The sequence below is a fragment of the Staphylococcus sp. mip270_02 genome (assembly GCF_054031535.1).
Window position 1 is genome coordinate 2464491 of the sequence record NZ_CM132934.1, and the last position, 14083, is coordinate 2478573.

Annotated in this window: 23 protein-coding genes and 1 riboswitch; of the genes, 13 read left to right on the forward strand and 10 right to left on the reverse strand. The window is 29.4% G+C overall.

All coding sequences use genetic code 11. The features are described 5' to 3' along the window. Positions 1-50 precede the first annotated feature (50 nt). A riboswitch (SAM riboswitch) is annotated at positions 51-156 on the reverse strand. Positions 157-210: 54 nt separating this feature from the next. From ACW5YJ_RS11640 to ACW5YJ_RS11655, 4 genes are all read right to left on the reverse strand, one after another. Continuing rightward, the gene (locus tag ACW5YJ_RS11640) at positions 211-510 is read right to left on the reverse strand and encodes a thioredoxin family protein (protein WP_017722391.1); all 300 of its coding nucleotides are present in this window, start codon (positions 508-510) and stop codon (positions 211-213) included. Continuing rightward, positions 507-899 carry a toprim domain-containing protein gene (locus ACW5YJ_RS11645; protein WP_017722392.1) on the reverse strand — a complete coding sequence of 131 codons (393 nt, stop codon included), beginning with the start codon at positions 897-899 and terminating at the stop codon, positions 507-509. The genes ACW5YJ_RS11640 and ACW5YJ_RS11645 overlap by 4 nt, the downstream gene beginning before the upstream one ends. 235 nt (positions 900-1134) lie before the next feature. Then, positions 1135-1515, reverse strand: a complete 381-nt coding sequence (gene gcvH / locus ACW5YJ_RS11650) for a glycine cleavage system protein GcvH (protein WP_017722393.1) — start codon at positions 1513-1515, stop codon at positions 1135-1137. Between the two features lie 192 nt (positions 1516-1707). After that, the gene (locus ACW5YJ_RS11655) at positions 1708-2064 is read right to left on the reverse strand and encodes an arsenate reductase family protein (protein ID WP_017722394.1); all 357 of its coding nucleotides are present in this window, start codon (positions 2062-2064) and stop codon (positions 1708-1710) included. Between the two features lie 141 nt (positions 2065-2205). Here ACW5YJ_RS11655 and ACW5YJ_RS11660 point away from each other — a divergent pair, with 141 nt between their 5' ends. Further along, complete coding sequence (locus ACW5YJ_RS11660; RefSeq protein ID WP_017722395.1) at positions 2206-2526, forward strand: thioredoxin family protein; 321 nt, start codon at positions 2206-2208, stop codon at positions 2524-2526. Between the two features lie 409 nt (positions 2527-2935). On the opposite strand, the gene ACW5YJ_RS11665 is transcribed toward ACW5YJ_RS11660, so the two are convergent. Both ACW5YJ_RS11665 and aroD read right to left on the reverse strand, forming a co-directional pair. Continuing rightward, entirely contained in the window at positions 2936-3475 is a 540-nt protein-coding gene (locus ACW5YJ_RS11665) for a nitroreductase family protein (RefSeq protein WP_171916553.1), read from the reverse strand. A gap of 66 nt (positions 3476-3541) precedes the next feature. Next, positions 3542-4261, reverse strand: coding sequence for a type I 3-dehydroquinate dehydratase (aroD, locus tag ACW5YJ_RS11670; RefSeq protein WP_426432572.1), 720 nt, complete (start codon positions 4259-4261; stop codon positions 3542-3544). A 152-nt stretch (positions 4262-4413) separates the two neighbouring features. On the opposite strand from aroD, the gene ACW5YJ_RS11675 reads away from it, so the two are divergent. From ACW5YJ_RS11675 to ACW5YJ_RS11695, 5 genes are all read left to right on the forward strand, one after another. Next, positions 4414-4839 carry an organic hydroperoxide resistance protein gene (locus ACW5YJ_RS11675; protein WP_017722398.1) on the forward strand — a complete coding sequence of 142 codons (426 nt, stop codon included), beginning with the start codon at positions 4414-4416 and terminating at the stop codon, positions 4837-4839. Between the two features lie 489 nt (positions 4840-5328). Then, positions 5329-5865, forward strand: a complete 537-nt coding sequence (locus ACW5YJ_RS11680) for a GNAT family N-acetyltransferase (protein WP_171914530.1) — start codon at positions 5329-5331, stop codon at positions 5863-5865. 238 nt (positions 5866-6103) lie between these two features. Further along, positions 6104-6373 carry a hypothetical protein gene (locus ACW5YJ_RS11685; protein WP_017722400.1) on the forward strand — a complete coding sequence of 90 codons (270 nt, stop codon included), beginning with the start codon at positions 6104-6106 and terminating at the stop codon, positions 6371-6373. A gap of 160 nt (positions 6374-6533) precedes the next feature. Next, positions 6534-7829 (forward strand): CitMHS family transporter, encoded by a 1296-nt coding sequence (locus tag ACW5YJ_RS11690; RefSeq protein WP_017722401.1) that lies wholly within the window; start codon positions 6534-6536, stop codon positions 7827-7829. A gap of 310 nt (positions 7830-8139) precedes the next feature. Then, a complete protein-coding gene (locus ACW5YJ_RS11695; protein ID WP_017722402.1) occupies positions 8140-8376 on the forward strand; it encodes a hypothetical protein in 237 nt (78 codons plus the stop codon). Positions 8377-8380: 4 nt separating this feature from the next. Here the strand turns inward: ACW5YJ_RS11695 and ACW5YJ_RS11700 are convergent, their stop codons facing one another. The 3 genes from ACW5YJ_RS11700 to ACW5YJ_RS11710 all read right to left on the reverse strand — a co-directional run bounded on the left by ACW5YJ_RS11700 (position 8381) and on the right by ACW5YJ_RS11710 (position 9937). Then, a complete protein-coding gene (locus ACW5YJ_RS11700) occupies positions 8381-8599 on the reverse strand; it encodes a YozE family protein (protein WP_457338192.1) in 219 nt (72 codons plus the stop codon). A 559-nt stretch (positions 8600-9158) separates the two neighbouring features. After that, the gene (locus ACW5YJ_RS11705; RefSeq protein ID WP_017722404.1) at positions 9159-9365 is read right to left on the reverse strand and encodes a TM2 domain-containing protein; all 207 of its coding nucleotides are present in this window, start codon (positions 9363-9365) and stop codon (positions 9159-9161) included. A gap of 68 nt (positions 9366-9433) precedes the next feature. Further along, on the reverse strand, positions 9434-9937 hold the full coding sequence (locus ACW5YJ_RS11710; protein WP_017722405.1) for a hypothetical protein: 504 nt from the start codon (positions 9935-9937) through the stop codon (positions 9434-9436). A 208-nt stretch (positions 9938-10145) separates the two neighbouring features. Between ACW5YJ_RS11710 and tsaT the strand changes: the two genes are divergently transcribed. Then, on the forward strand, positions 10146-10328 hold the full coding sequence (gene tsaT / locus ACW5YJ_RS11715) for a type II toxin-antitoxin system toxin TsaT (RefSeq protein WP_029377611.1): 183 nt from the start codon (positions 10146-10148) through the stop codon (positions 10326-10328). A gap of 240 nt (positions 10329-10568) precedes the next feature. On the opposite strand, the gene ACW5YJ_RS11720 is transcribed toward tsaT, so the two are convergent. Beyond that, the gene (locus tag ACW5YJ_RS11720; protein ID WP_457338193.1) at positions 10569-10778 is read right to left on the reverse strand and encodes a hypothetical protein; all 210 of its coding nucleotides are present in this window, start codon (positions 10776-10778) and stop codon (positions 10569-10571) included. A gap of 164 nt (positions 10779-10942) precedes the next feature. On the opposite strand from ACW5YJ_RS11720, the gene ACW5YJ_RS11725 reads away from it, so the two are divergent. The 6 genes from ACW5YJ_RS11725 (at position 10943) to vraX (ending at position 14073) form a co-directional block, all read left to right on the forward strand. Further along, the gene (locus tag ACW5YJ_RS11725) at positions 10943-11191 is read left to right on the forward strand and encodes a hypothetical protein (RefSeq protein ID WP_457338194.1); all 249 of its coding nucleotides are present in this window, start codon (positions 10943-10945) and stop codon (positions 11189-11191) included. 133 nt (positions 11192-11324) lie between these two features. After that, the gene (locus ACW5YJ_RS11730) at positions 11325-11456 is read left to right on the forward strand and encodes a hypothetical protein (RefSeq protein ID WP_017722409.1); all 132 of its coding nucleotides are present in this window, start codon (positions 11325-11327) and stop codon (positions 11454-11456) included. 99 nt (positions 11457-11555) lie between these two features. Continuing rightward, positions 11556-12518, forward strand: a complete 963-nt coding sequence (locus ACW5YJ_RS11735; protein WP_457338195.1) for an arsenic resistance protein — start codon at positions 11556-11558, stop codon at positions 12516-12518. Positions 12519-12753: 235 nt separating this feature from the next. Continuing rightward, positions 12754-12882, forward strand: coding sequence for a hypothetical protein (locus ACW5YJ_RS11740; RefSeq protein WP_017722411.1), 129 nt, complete (start codon positions 12754-12756; stop codon positions 12880-12882). Positions 12883-13125: 243 nt separating this feature from the next. Beyond that, positions 13126-13302: a hypothetical protein gene (locus ACW5YJ_RS11745; protein WP_017722412.1), complete on the forward strand. Its 177-nt coding sequence runs from the start codon at positions 13126-13128 to the stop codon at positions 13300-13302. A 606-nt stretch (positions 13303-13908) separates the two neighbouring features. Then, positions 13909-14073 (forward strand): C1q-binding complement inhibitor VraX, encoded by a 165-nt coding sequence (vraX, locus tag ACW5YJ_RS11750; protein ID WP_017722413.1) that lies wholly within the window; start codon positions 13909-13911, stop codon positions 14071-14073. Positions 14074-14083 lie beyond the last annotated feature (10 nt).

The following is a 14083-nucleotide window of genomic DNA, read 5'->3' on the forward strand; positions in this document are numbered from 1 at the left end:
AAAAATGCTTTCTCTATGTTCACCGAAGTATAGAGAAAGCAAAATCGCTTCTCTCATCTTCTAAAGCTTTAAAACTTTATGTGAATTGGCACCATTTCTATTAAAGACGGTTGCCGGGCTTCGTAGGGCACATCCCTCCACCTCTCGTGATAAGAGTTTCATTATTTAATTATTTTTAATCCTACCATCGTACTAATATTTCGTCAATAACTATTTTAAATTTTCTAACAAATAAGGCACCGATTGAAATGCATAAATCCTTTTTTGCTCTTCACCTTTTGACATTACTAATAAAACTGGTACAGATTGAATTTCATACAATTGACTAAAATCAGGATGAAAGTTTAAGTCCATTTTTATTGTAGGTAATTGCAAAATATCGTTAGCAATATCTAGCATACGTTCAGAAACCTTACATGTGCCACATGTTGGTGTATAACCAAAGATAAGATACTTATCTTCATTTATATATTTATTGACGTCAACGCGTTGTTCACTTGTTACATTCATGTTAATAAACTTACCCTTTCAGCTATATAATCCAATTTTGCTTTCGCCACCTTTTCTTCATCCTTAACTATAAAACCATGTTTTTCCAATACTCTAGATAAATATGGTTTAGGACAACGAGCGACTTCACAATATTGTTTATCTACTCTTATATGTCTACTTTCACTTAAATAGCGTTTGAACCATTTTCGTATTCTTTCACCTTCATCATCCGAATCAACAAGAATATACACTTGTTTGTCATATAAAGTATCAATCATTTCATCTAATTTATCTACACTCATCGTACCATTCGTGCAAATAATTTCTATTGGCTGATCAATAACTTGTTTGACACGCTTCTTGTCTGACTTTCCTTCGACAACAATTACTTGGTTCAGTATCGTCATGACATCCACCCTCTAAATGTTGATAGTAAATCTTTTCTACTTAGTTCTTCACAATCCGTAGTGACAATAAACATAATTTACATAGTTAAAATATTTCTTATTATAACAAACATAATTTATCATTTTTTAAAGTTGAGGTGAACTTGTTAGACTTATAAAATTGCTAAATCTTCAATAATCCTCAATGATATGAAAAAAACTCCAAGATAGTTATATCATGGAGTTCAGTGTTATATTATTCGCCAATCATTTCTGAATATTGCTCTGCAGTTAATAATTCATCTAATTGACTTTCGTCACTTAGTTCAACTTTAACCATCCAAGCTTTTTCGTAAGGTGATTCATTTACGAATTCAGGGCTATCTTCTAATTCATCATTAGATTCAACTACTTTACCTGATACAGGTGCATATAGTTCTGAAACAGTTTTTACGGATTCAACACTACCAAAAGTGTCGCCTTCATTAATTTCGTCATCTACTTCTGGTAATTCAACGAATACGATATCGCCAAGTTCACCTTGAGCATATTCAGTGATACCAATTGTTACTGTATTACCTTCAACTTTTACCCATTCATGTTCTTTAGAATATTTTAATTCACTCGGTACTGCCACGAGAATCCCCTCCTAAATGATTTTACATATTAATGATGCCATATGCATACCATACAATCAACTATTTCTTAGCATATTAATATTATTATAATCTTTTCATAACAATAGATGAAGCGTTTACAAACACAACTTATAATTTCAACTTATAGAGATTGCTCTATTTAAAGAGATGCTCTATCTCCAAAAGAGGAATTAAGATAACCATGTTTCCTTATATTGATCTTCTTTGAAACCAACTGTAACTTTGTCTCCAGAAATAGCTAATGGTCTTTTGACCAACATACCATTAGTTGATAATAAATCTAACTTTTCATCATCAGTAAGGTCATTCATTTTGTCTTTAAGACCTAATTCACGATATTTAGCACCGTGCGTATTAAAGAGTTTATTTATATCGATATCAGTCGCCTCTAAAATTTCTTTAAACTCGTTTTTAGTGGGCGTATGTTGTACTATATCGATTGGTTCAAAGCTCACACCGTAGTCTTGTAAAAATTTTGCTGCTTTTTTACAAGTAGTACAATTAGGATATTGGTAAAATTTTATCATTATTCTGTACCTCCTATAACTAGTTAACATTAATATATCAAATTTATTGCCAAAACGCTCTAATTAATAAGCTGATTTTTTTTATAACTTCAAAATGTCCGTTATAATAAGCTTAATTATATTTTTAAAAAGGAGAAAATTATGAAACCTATTAATACAAATGATGCATTTAAAGAAACTATACAGAGTAATAACCCTGTCATTGTAAAATTCGAAGCTGGCTGGTGCCCTGACTGTAAAGCAATGGATATGTGGATTGACCCTATCCAAGAAAAATACAATGATTACGACTGGTTTACAGTCAATCGTGACGAGCTTGAAGATGTTGCAGCTGACAACGATGTGATGGGCATACCAAGCTTACTAGTATTTAAAAACGGAGAAAAATTAGCTCACTTACACTCAGCTAATGCGAAATCACCAGAACAAGTGGAAGCATTTTTAGCTGAAACATTTAAATAATTGATTAATAAATGAGATATTTCATCTCATTTTATGGGCTGGGAGAAATTAATTGTCCCAGCCTTAATTATTGTAATGACAGCATTTTTAAAGAGCCACTTCTTTAAAGAGCCACTTCTCAATTTATTGAGTTAGTGGCTCTTATGCATGAGCTCTAGCTCAGGTAATCTGTTTTGAGTTAGTGGCTCTTATGCATGAGCTCTAGCTCAGGTAATCTGTTTTAAGTTAGTGCGATATATGCATGAATATGAATTTTAACTCAGATAAAGCTCCTGTTAGCCTTAGTCATCTTTACCGAAATATAATGACGCAATTTTTTAATATTTAATTATATAATTATAAAAATTAAGAATGGGCACTCAAAGTCAAATTTCACTTTTGATTTTGAATGCCCATTCTTAAAATCACTTTAAAACTTTTCTATTACTTGATCAGTATGACGCTCTCTATGTGGCATTTCATCCTGTAAATCTGTGAGATACAAGAAACCTACAAGTTGTTCATCATCTTTCACATTAAATATCGATCTTATTTCAGGGATAAATATATATGCCGGTGATTTCCAACATGTGCCAATACCCGCTTCATGTAATAATAGCATTAAGTTTTGTGCGAAAGCTCCAAATGCCATATTATTTTCTAAATCTTCTCGTTGTCTTGGATCTCTTTTTAGAATTAATGCAAGCATGCCACCCAGATTTGTAACAGTGTTATAATGATTTTCTTGTTTTTTATCTAAATTAGGGAATGCGACCTCTGAGAGTTGTTTACTCATAGGGCCCAAGCGATCTTTAGCAATATGAACCACTCTCCAAGGCTCTCTCATGCCATGATTAGGGGCATCTGTCGCTTGCTGTATCGCTTGATATAGAGCATTATCATCTATAGTCATGTCTCTTTTAAAAACCTTAATACTTCTACGATGTGCAATTGCATCTTGTAGTTCCATTGATTATCGCCCTTTCATTAGTGATAATTATTTTCAATTATAAATCAGGCGACCACTATTTTCAAACTACTCGTATAATTTAATTTGTTGCTTTAACTTTTCAACGTGGATTTGACCAGGTGCTTTTGGATCGTCTAAGCAACCATATGAAACTGAGCCTCCAAACAATCCCTGAGCAGTTCTTGAAATTAATCCAAGTTTAGACATCGCTATACCAACAACTTGTTGTGAAACTGTGTCTGCAGTCTCAGACATTGCATTTAATAGATTTAGAACATCTTGTTTATCATGAGGCATAACTGCTACTTTTAAATAATCTGGTTCAAGCTGGTGCATTTTATAATATAAACGTTTTAATACTTCCAATTTAGGTGTTTTCTTAAAGTTATGCTGTGATAATACAACTTCTATATTTTCACTATGAGCTGATTCTATCAAGGTTTGATATTTTTCTATAGGCACTCCTTCTTCATATTCAATATCTATCATATCAACATAATCTAATGAGATTATTTTCTCTAGCACATTTAAGTATTTATCATTTGCTAATTGGCCTTCTCCACCTTGAATCTTTGTTCGATATGTTACTAACAATTTTTTATTTAAATTTAGTTTATATATGTCTTTAGCAATTTTTGCTAAAGATGCTTCATCAAAATTTAACCACTGATCTATTCTTAGTTCTATAATATCTATGGAGTCTTGATATTGTTTTAAATCCTCAATTGTATGTTGTGCAAGTTCATGTTTGGGTGCAATTGTAACAGCTATATCAACTTTGGCCATGTTTAAACTTCCTTTTATTAGTAATATTTAAATTATTGTATAACAATTTCTAAAAATAATACAATTAAAAAACATATAAATTACTCAGTGAAATGATTTAAATAATTTTTCTTGGGTAAACATGAATTAGAAGTTTTTAAGGAGGTCATAAAATGGCAGTAAATTATGAAACGAAAGCAACAAATACAGGTGGACGTAATGGTCACGTTCAAACTGACGATAAAGCAATTGATGTAGCAATTGTACCACCGGCTCAAGCTGATGCTGAAAAAGGCACAAACCCAGAGCAATTGTTTGCAGCAGGTTATGCTTCATGTTTTAATGGCGCATTTGATTTAATCTTAAAACAAAACAAAGTGAGAGGCGCTGAGCCAGAAGTTACTTTGACAGTACGTTTAGAAGATGACCCAGAAGCTGAAAGTCCTAAATTAAGCGTCTCAATTGATGCAAAAGTAAAAAATGTATTATCTCAAGAAGAAGCTGAGAAATATTTACAAGATGCACACGAATTTTGTCCATACTCAAAAGCTACACGTGGCAACATCGATGTTGACTTAAATGTCGCAGTTATTGACTAATATATTCCCCCGAAAAGTTCTTAATTGAAACTTTTCGGGGAGTTTTTTGTCTTTTTATTCCTGGTGTACAATCTAGATGTTTTAGCACTTAATGAATATTTAATTAATTTTCCCCTTCATCTTTATTGTGAGATAAGATGTAAGTAATCAACACTGCAAAAGAAATCAGGATTAGCACTACCAGTGAAACTATAATAGTTATTAAAGCTCCCACAATTTATGCCTCCATTCACATTTATGCATCTCGATATATTATATCATAATTATCATATCTATATTATTCACTTAAATTATATATTAATATTTATTGCGAAGTTTATAAAAAATAATTCTTTTTCATGATGAATTGAAAATGCTCACATATTTTTGCAAAAAATTAAAGATAGTATTGCTCAAATAAATTATTTCCTTTAATATTATAATTAAATTGGCAAACAAGCACTATTTATCCATTTAAAAAAATACTTTGCAGAGGTTAGGAGGCATTTAATGACTCAAATTCGCTATTTAACAACTGAAGATTTTTCTAATTATAAATCCTTGTTACTACAAGGTATTAATAAAGAACTCGAAGTATTAGCCTGGAAATTACAAAATGAGAAATGCTTAAATGATACAGATTTACACAAAGTACTATCCTCAGACTCAACAGATTGTATCGTTCTTGGAGCTTTTGAACAGGATATACTTATTGGCGCTGTTACACTAATTCATCATCAAACCTATAGCTTATCTCATAAAGCAACCTTAGAAAATATGTGCATTAAAAATGTAGATCAAGATTCTAAAGAAGAAATTTCAAAAATGCTTATGCGCCAGATATTTGAAATTTGTAATGAAAAAGAAATTGAAATATTGATGACTTCACTTATTTCAAATAACATTAGTGGTAAAGTCTTTTTTAGTAACTTAAATTTTGAAACACTTGTGTTGGAACAGCATGCTAGAAAATACGATAATTATTACGTAGATGAGCATTGGCTTATTTATCATTTTGATGGAAATGAAAGTGACTTATTTGTTTAATAGCTATAATTACTAAATCGTTGTCACAGGGCAACTAAATTCCCCTATTTCTTAATTATTTTTAAATGAAAGTTGATAAATTGTTTTTTATTTCAAAGTACCTAATTAATATGAGCCTAATCTACTAATCTTAAAAATGACTTGCAATTATATTGCTAAACAAATATTATTTTTGTTAAGTGCTATTTTATTAATAAATATTCTATTCATCTTATTATTTAAGAGAGGGCTGAACATTTTGAAATATGCTACAACGTTATTATCACTGTTCTTGTCATTAATCACACTTGCTACCCCATTATTAGTAGTTAATAAAGTTTTAGAGGGTAACCTACCAATATTAGCAGGTGGACTATTTATCTTAGGCGTTATATTAATTAATATATATGCAGGAATACGTGGCGACCGTATTGCTAATTTATTTGCCTTATGTGTCTCCATCTTTTCATTCATCTTATTAAGCTATCCGTTATGGAAACCTTTTGTAATTGGTTTTTTATATTACTAAATAAATATCCCTACTTATTTATAAAAGCTTTATGTTTACTTTGTTTGTAATCATAAAGCTTTTTTATAGTTTATTAATGCAATAAATATGAGTTTACACATTTTTAATTTTACAAATTTTCTGAAAACGCTATAATATAAAAAATAAGGGGGAGAACGTTATGAATTTAGCACTATTAGGTTTTATCATGATTATTATTTTTATGATATTAATCATGACACGTAAAATGTCCGCATTAACAGCTTTAATCGTTTTACCAACGATTTTCGCTTTGCTTGGTGGCTTCTACGCTGGGATAGGTAAATTTATGCTCGAAGGAATAGAAACAGTAGCACCGACTGGAATTATGCTTACATTCGCTATTCTCTACTTCGGCGTCATGATAGATGCAGGTTTATTTGAGCCTGTAATTAACCAAATCATTAAAGTGGTCAAAGGGGATCCAGTTAAAATTGCATTTGGTACTGTAATCTTAGCTTCAATGGTAGCGTTAGATGGAGATGGCACGACTACGTTTATCATCACAGTTACAGCAATGATGCCACTTTATAAAAAAATTGGTATGAGCTTATATACACTGTCAACACTCGCGTTATTGTCCATTGGCGTTATGAATATGCTACCCTGGGGCGGACCGACAGCACGAGCTATTTCCTCATTACAAGTAACAACTGAAGAGGTATTTATTCCAATCATACCAGCAATGGTGGCAGGTATTGTTTTTGCTTTCAGTGTTGCATTCATACTAGGAAAGCGTGCTAAAAAACATATTACTTCTTATACCGATATAGATTTAAATGATATTAAACCAGAAATTTCAACTGAAGACTCATTGTTAAAAAGACCAAAAATGCTTATACCAAACGCAATACTTACAATTTCACTTATTGTCTGTTTGATAATTGGTATATTACCAATCCCAGTGATGTTCATGCTTTGGTTTGGAGTAGCGATTTTATTAAATTATCCAAATCTTAGTATTCAAAATTCTGTGGTAAAAAAACATGCAGGAGACGTCCTATCAGTTATCAGTTTAGTATTTGCCTCAGGTATTTTTACAGGCGTAATGAACGGTACTAAAATGGTTAACGAAATGGCAAATACCTTAGTTAATATCATTCCTGATGCTATGGGTAATCACTTTGCATTAATAACTGCCATATTAAGTGGACCATTTACATACTTCATGGCAAACGATCCATTTTATTACGGTGTACTACCAATTCTTGCCGAGTCTGCACAACAATTCGGCATTTCAAAAGTTGATATGGCAAGAGCATCCGTCTTAGGCCAACCATTACATGTGCTCAGTCCTTTATATGCCGCTGGTTATTTACTAGTCGGCATGCTTGATATAGAATACGGACAAAATCAAAGAATCGTTATAAAATGGGCAGTAGGATCTAGTTTATTTATGATACTTGTGGCGTGTATTTTAGGAATTATACCGTGGTAACACTATATTAAACTTTTAAAATAAATTATAATATGAGGGCTATGTTATCTATCTAAAAAAGATAGATGACATAGCCCCATTTTTGGTAAATAGTATCAATATGCAAGATTATAATTTTTGTCAGTCTATATTTATGTTAGGTTGTCCTGCATACCCCACTGCAACTTTTTAAAATATAAAATTCCATTACAAACTTAGACAGCAAATAAAATACTTTAGAATAAATAAATTTATATTATGCAAACCGTTTGATTTATATTTTACATGGGTAAAAGTTAACGTCGGATTTACAATATTGAGGAGTGTTTTTATGAATCAAATTAATGAATGTAATTATATCAATCCTTCTAAAGTTTCACTTGATTGGGAATGCTTTGTATTGAGCAAAAGTGACATGGAATTAGATGGATTGCCAAAGGAACTCATTAATTCTTGGATGGCACAAAATATCATTGAACCTTTTTCTATTAGAAACAACGAGATTAATTTTAAAACAACAGATATAAAAGCTGCTTTAGAAAAACAAAATTGGTATTATGACAATTAAAGTATTAGTTAACTAATTCTATGTTATTTCGATATAAACTTAATGCTCGTTTTGCAGAAGCTAAAATTTCGTGATCAAAATAATTACTATAGAAATATGAATTTAATGCAATAAAACTTGTTTCATTTTTCGGAAAATTTTTGTCGCCTATAATATTATGCGCAAGTTGCCCGAGCGGTGTATCATCTTCTATAAAACCGATTACAAAATCATAAAATGTCATAAGCATTACCTCGATTATCTATATTTTAATCGTTACAGTCTTTTCCAAATGTGAGCGTTTGTTTAATCATAACAAATAATAAAGTTTTGTCTATCACGATACATTTATAAATTTAAATGTTTTCAAATTAAATACTGCTATGACAATATTTAATTTGAATTGTAAAATTTACAAAGTTTTTTTAATTTAATGTTAACTTCATAAATTAAACTAAAGGTAGGGATGTTTATATAATATAACTGTATAAATAACCTACCTTTTCAATGTGTCTAATAAAATAAACGTACTAAATATAACATTACAAAAAGTAATAAAATGTCTAATCACTATTCCCTTAATATATATTGACTGTTACTTAAACTACCAAATCTTTCTATCTGTACAAGCGAGTTGATTACAAATATTTTTCAACTAACAACTTTTTTTGTCCCTCTTTTGTCATTCACCAAAACTACTTACCATGAACATACTCTTTTCCCTTTCAAACAAAAAGAGCTATAAAGCAATCCAAAACAACAGATTACTTTATAGCTCACATGCATAAACTATTTAGTTGTACTTATACTAACACGTTACCATTTTGATCTGCCGGTTTAAATAATGTTAATATTGCGCCTATAATAGCTAGTATTTGTGGAATGCCAGTCCAACAAAAGACCAAGAATAATAAGCCCATTCCTGTTTTTCTAGCATAAAACTTATGAATTCCAAAGCTACCTAAAAAAACAGCTAAAACAATGTAAATAACTTTATTTACTTCATTCATATTTTTGTCTCCTTACTTATTTATATTGACTTCATTATACATCAAACCATTTAATAAATTAAATAATATTACATATTATCATAATATACTTTGAAATATGTTTGTTCTAACTTCAAAATATCTGAATAACTATTTGGCATAATTTCAATGCTTAATTCGATAAACTTGTCTAAAATAAAGATTATCAAGCGTACGTTATACTTATCATCTTTAAACTTTTGTTTAATTTGTTCAATTATCGTATTTTCTTCTAAGAGTACTAATGCGCGTCCATAAGTTTTATCTACTTTACCTCTTTGAAAAGCTGGCTCTAAATAATTAAGCATGTCATCTACACTACTGTAAGTTTCAAGCCCAGTTTGGATATGCAAATGCATTTTGTCAGCGATTTCTCTAATTCTCTCATCTTCTTGTTTATTTTTGGGCATTAATCCTTCACGAATCATGTTTTTTTGTTCAATAATATCATTTTCTACTTGATTATATAACTCAACAAAATCACTAACGCTTTTCGACTTTAATGTTTCTATCTTTTGTTCAATCTGTGTAAAGTTATTGTCATATTCTTCCATTATTAACCCTCTTTTCATACTTCAAATAATTAGAACTTACTATTTATTATCCATTCTTTAATAAGTGAAACTTTAAAATTCATCCTATATGAGATTGTAAATTAGTGATAAGATGATAATGCTATAAGATTAAATGTAACTACAGTTAAATTTTGCACAAAATTAGCATTTTCATAAGTGCATACACATAAAAAGGAGGTGTAGTATTTTGAATCTACATTTCATGGTTGTTTTTTGGTTATCGGTAATTTTCTTAATTTGTGGTATAGGTGCGCTTATCGCATATAAAGTAAGAGGATCGCAACAAGCTAAAGAATCTTTACTTGGCGTTACAGTCATGCTAATTGTTTTTGGTGTTGTTGGTATACTATTCTCGTTAATATTTAGTTAAAAAATAAATTTAAATTTATTTTTTCGAAGTATCTATAAAACTATACTTCGAAAAATATCGTATATTATTTCTTAACATAGAATTAATCGGCGCAAAATCCTAAACACAAATCTAATGGTAATTTCAGAAAACAAGTCCATAATGCTTTAAATTAGGAACAAGACAAAATCAATTTTGATTGTTGTACTGTTCCTTTTTAATAAAATCAAACTACTTTTTCTATTATTTTAAACTTCCCTTTTAATCTTGAAGAAAGGTGTAAATGATTAATACCACTATTGCTAAAACAAAAAAATAAATAAAGCGTTGGAAAGTACGTTTCTTTTCATGGCGTATTTCATCTTTAGCGTAATTTTTATTTTCATGTAATCTAGTGTTAATAAATAAAAACGGCATTGTCGCTAAAAACGCGAAAATAAGACTTAATATTACAATAATAACTATGTTCATAGGTTCACCTCTATAAAAACATTGTTTACTTAATTCTTATTCCCTGTATTTTGTACTTTAATGGAAATTTGATTAAATATATTAGAAGTAGTGTTACAGCTCTATGATTTATAATGAAATTAATTTCGATTTAACTCGATAAAATTTTAAAAGGAGGTATCATTTTGAATTTAACTTACTTACCACAATGGTCAGTTATTAATCAAAGTCAAAAACAATTTGTTATACAAGAGGATGCCACGTCTATTTCAATAGTTAGTCCTATAAATGATTACGCTATGGGCATTTTAAGCCAGGTATCTTTTGATATCGAACAAGGGACTGTCACAAACTATAAAGTAGAAAATAATAGCAAATCTTTAATTATTGAAATCGACAAATCAAAGAAACACTTAATAATTAAAGATATTTAAAAAACTATATTCTGAACATTAATTAAGGTGAAGTATTAGAATTATATTTTCACTTATTTAAGTAATTAACGGGTATAATATTTATAGCATGAGTTATTTATTTTATCTAATATAAGATGGGTGAGTGATTTGAATGAAATTCTTTAGAAATTTATTGTTACTCGTATCTGGTGTATTAGTCGTCCGTGCACTGTTATTAAGTGTTGATAGTTCAACTAACGAAAAAGTAGAAAACAAAGTTAACGTTCAAGATAAGCAAAAATAATAAATTAATATTAATTTAACTAACAATCATTAAAATTCTATAAAATGATTGTTAGTATTATATTCTAGGATTTATTTTATATTTTAAAGAGAGGTAACTATGCAACATTTAAAAACTAAAATTGAAAATTACCAAATCTACATATATTTTACTGCTATATTACTTGCTATAATTACGGGATTAACATCAGATCATTTAACAAAATTACTTGAATCTGCCATACCTATTTTTATTGGAATTTTAATGTTTAGTATGTTTGCACAGGTTCCTTTTTTTAAATTAAGAAAAAATATTCTAAGTGGCAAATTTATTATGGCCCTATTTTTATCAAATTTTATACTTATCCCTATCTTCGTGTATTGTTTAATTCAGTTATTCAACATTACTTCCCCTGCTATATTGATAGGTCTAATGCTCGTGTTGTTAACACCCTGTATTGATTATGTAATTGTCTTCACCTCACTAGGCAAAGGCAACGCACAATATATGTTGATTTCTACACCTATTTTGTTTATTTTACAAATCATCTTATTACCCTTGTACTTTGTTATCTTTAATAGCGAAAATGCGTTTTCTTTCAGAGATTTAGCACCATTTGTTCAATCGTTTATCATTTTTGTCGTTCTACCATTTATGATTGCTGCATTACTACAATATTTTAGTAAACATGCTTTGACTATTGAGAAAACGTTAAAAATTACTGGATGGCTTCCAGAAATTTTTATGTCTTTTGTACTTTTTGTAGTTATTGGATCTCAAATACATAAAATCACTCATGATTTAAGCATCTTAGTTACTGTTATCCCCATCTATATCATATTTATGATTATCGCTCCTTTCATTGGATATCTATCAGGAAAAATATTCGCATTAGAAACTGCGACTTTACGAACATTAGCCTTTAGTTCAAGTACAAGAAACGCTTTGGTTGTATTACCTTTAGCTCTTTCATTACCACATAGCTGGGTAACAATTACAACAACTGTGATTATCACACAAACGTTGGTTGAATTAGTAGGAGAAGTCTTTTATATAAAAATCATACCTAAAATAATCAAATAAACTTTTCTGCAGAATCTTTAAACCAACAAACTCAACACCCCAGATATAAAAAAAGTTTTTTATTTATTAGCGATTACATATCATACAACTAAAACTTTTGTTATGATAGATATCAATCGTAAAATATTACCTTTTGGTTTAAAATCTTCGTATAAGTTAATATTTTAATACGTTTGGATATGAATTTATTATGCTTCATATTGAAATTAAACTATTAAACTAAGGAGTGGATGTTTTGAAAAAATTTATTTTAGTTTTATTAGGGGTATTAGGCACAGCATTTTTAATCAAACCATTATTAACAGTTGTAGTCGATGACGAAGACGAAAGTGTTGATGAGGATCGAACAAACGAACAATTTTAAACTCAACTATTTATAAATTATCATAAGTTAATTATAAATATATTCAAAAGCGCCGACAAACTCTTAAGATTTTGTTGGTTTTTTATTTTGCTAATTTTAAGCACAATTCAAATATTGTTAATTTGTGTAATTTTACTATAAAATAGATATATAGTTTTCTTTCCTATTGATTTCGTATTCCATTAATTCACTAAACCTTTAAGCCCTCTATACATGAGAAATTTCTAAATTTGAGGTGATTTTATGCAAATACTAAGAAAAGTGACTGACAATGACAGTCTTTTATATTATGTGAAAACTGACCTAGGCTTAATTATTAGAATTAAAGCTAATCCCTCTTTAAACAAAGCCGAAACAAAACAAATGCTGGTTGATGTAGCAAATGAAATGGATGATAAATTGAGGAGCAATATTGAATAAATAACAGACTCGATATTCGAAAATTTAATGACTGCTTATGTCTAACGCCTTCCCCATTAGCTAATTTCATTTCTATAAACTATTCACTTCTTAAGGAATTAATATCATAAGACACTTAAATTAACTGTGAAAGAATCTATAGTTAAAGATTTTTTCACAGTTTTTATAATTTTATTAAAGAATAACTTCAAAATTTCTTAGAGATTAAATAACAAGAAAAAGCGCCACCCTTAAGAATGGCGCAAATCTCGAAAATATAATCCACACTAGAGTTTGGAGGACTTCTTGTGCTTATTAATATGTACCCCGAATTCATTTAATAAAAACATAAATTACTAACTTATTATTAATTTTCTTAGATTTATTTATTAATTCTACAAATTCATTTTAATCCCTTCAATAATATAAACTTTGCTGTTTAAGAAAAAAATTAAATAAATTCAATCATACTGTTGGAAAACAAATTAATAAAAAGTTATCCTATATACAAAGCATTAAATGAAATAAGTGGTAAATAAGCGTTATTCGTAGTAATAATTTACAACACATTTCTATTTAGTTAGGTAGTAAATTAAATAGAAATGTTTCAATAAAAAGGGTGATGAAATGGAAGTACTACGTAAAGTTTATAAGGACGACGAACCAGTCTATCATGTAAAGACTGACAAAGGATCAGTTATTAGAATCAAAGGTTCTGATGAATTAACAGACCAAGAAACTGAAGAACTATTAACTCTAGTATCTCAAGATATTGATAAAATGAAAAAATAAACGATTACAT

Coding starts and splice junctions, on each gene's coding strand:
- ACW5YJ_RS11640 (WP_017722391.1), bottom strand. CDS start 510: ATGAATGTAACAAGTGAACAACGCGTTGACGTCAATAAATATATAAAT.
- ACW5YJ_RS11645 (WP_017722392.1), bottom strand. CDS start 899: ATGACGATACTGAACCAAGTAATTGTTGTCGAAGGAAAGTCAGACAAG.
- ACW5YJ_RS11655 (WP_017722394.1), bottom strand. CDS start 2,064: ATGATAAAATTTTACCAATATCCTAATTGTACTACTTGTAAAAAAGCA.
- ACW5YJ_RS11660 (WP_017722395.1), top strand. CDS start 2,206: ATGAAACCTATTAATACAAATGATGCATTTAAAGAAACTATACAGAGT.
- ACW5YJ_RS11665 (WP_171916553.1), bottom strand. CDS start 3,475: ATGGAACTACAAGATGCAATTGCACATCGTAGAAGTATTAAGGTTTTT.
- aroD (WP_426432572.1), bottom strand. CDS start 4,261: ATGGCCAAAGTTGATATAGCTGTTACAATTGCACCCAAACATGAACTT.
- ACW5YJ_RS11675 (WP_017722398.1), top strand. CDS start 4,414: ATGGCAGTAAATTATGAAACGAAAGCAACAAATACAGGTGGACGTAAT.
- ACW5YJ_RS11680 (WP_171914530.1), top strand. CDS start 5,329: ATGACTCAAATTCGCTATTTAACAACTGAAGATTTTTCTAATTATAAA.
- ACW5YJ_RS11690 (WP_017722401.1), top strand. CDS start 6,534: ATGAATTTAGCACTATTAGGTTTTATCATGATTATTATTTTTATGATA.
- ACW5YJ_RS11695 (WP_017722402.1), top strand. CDS start 8,140: ATGAATCAAATTAATGAATGTAATTATATCAATCCTTCTAAAGTTTCA.
- ACW5YJ_RS11700 (WP_457338192.1), bottom strand. CDS start 8,599: ATGACATTTTATGATTTTGTAATCGGTTTTATAGAAGATGATACACCG.
- ACW5YJ_RS11705 (WP_017722404.1), bottom strand. CDS start 9,365: ATGAATGAAGTAAATAAAGTTATTTACATTGTTTTAGCTGTTTTTTTA.
- ACW5YJ_RS11710 (WP_017722405.1), bottom strand. CDS start 9,937: ATGGAAGAATATGACAATAACTTTACACAGATTGAACAAAAGATAGAA.
- ACW5YJ_RS11720 (WP_457338193.1), bottom strand. CDS start 10,778: ATGAACATAGTTATTATTGTAATATTAAGTCTTATTTTCGCGTTTTTA.
- ACW5YJ_RS11730 (WP_017722409.1), top strand. CDS start 11,325: ATGAAATTCTTTAGAAATTTATTGTTACTCGTATCTGGTGTATTAGTC.
- ACW5YJ_RS11735 (WP_457338195.1), top strand. CDS start 11,556: ATGCAACATTTAAAAACTAAAATTGAAAATTACCAAATCTACATATAT.
- ACW5YJ_RS11745 (WP_017722412.1), top strand. CDS start 13,126: ATGCAAATACTAAGAAAAGTGACTGACAATGACAGTCTTTTATATTAT.
- vraX (WP_017722413.1), top strand. CDS start 13,909: ATGGAAGTACTACGTAAAGTTTATAAGGACGACGAACCAGTCTATCAT.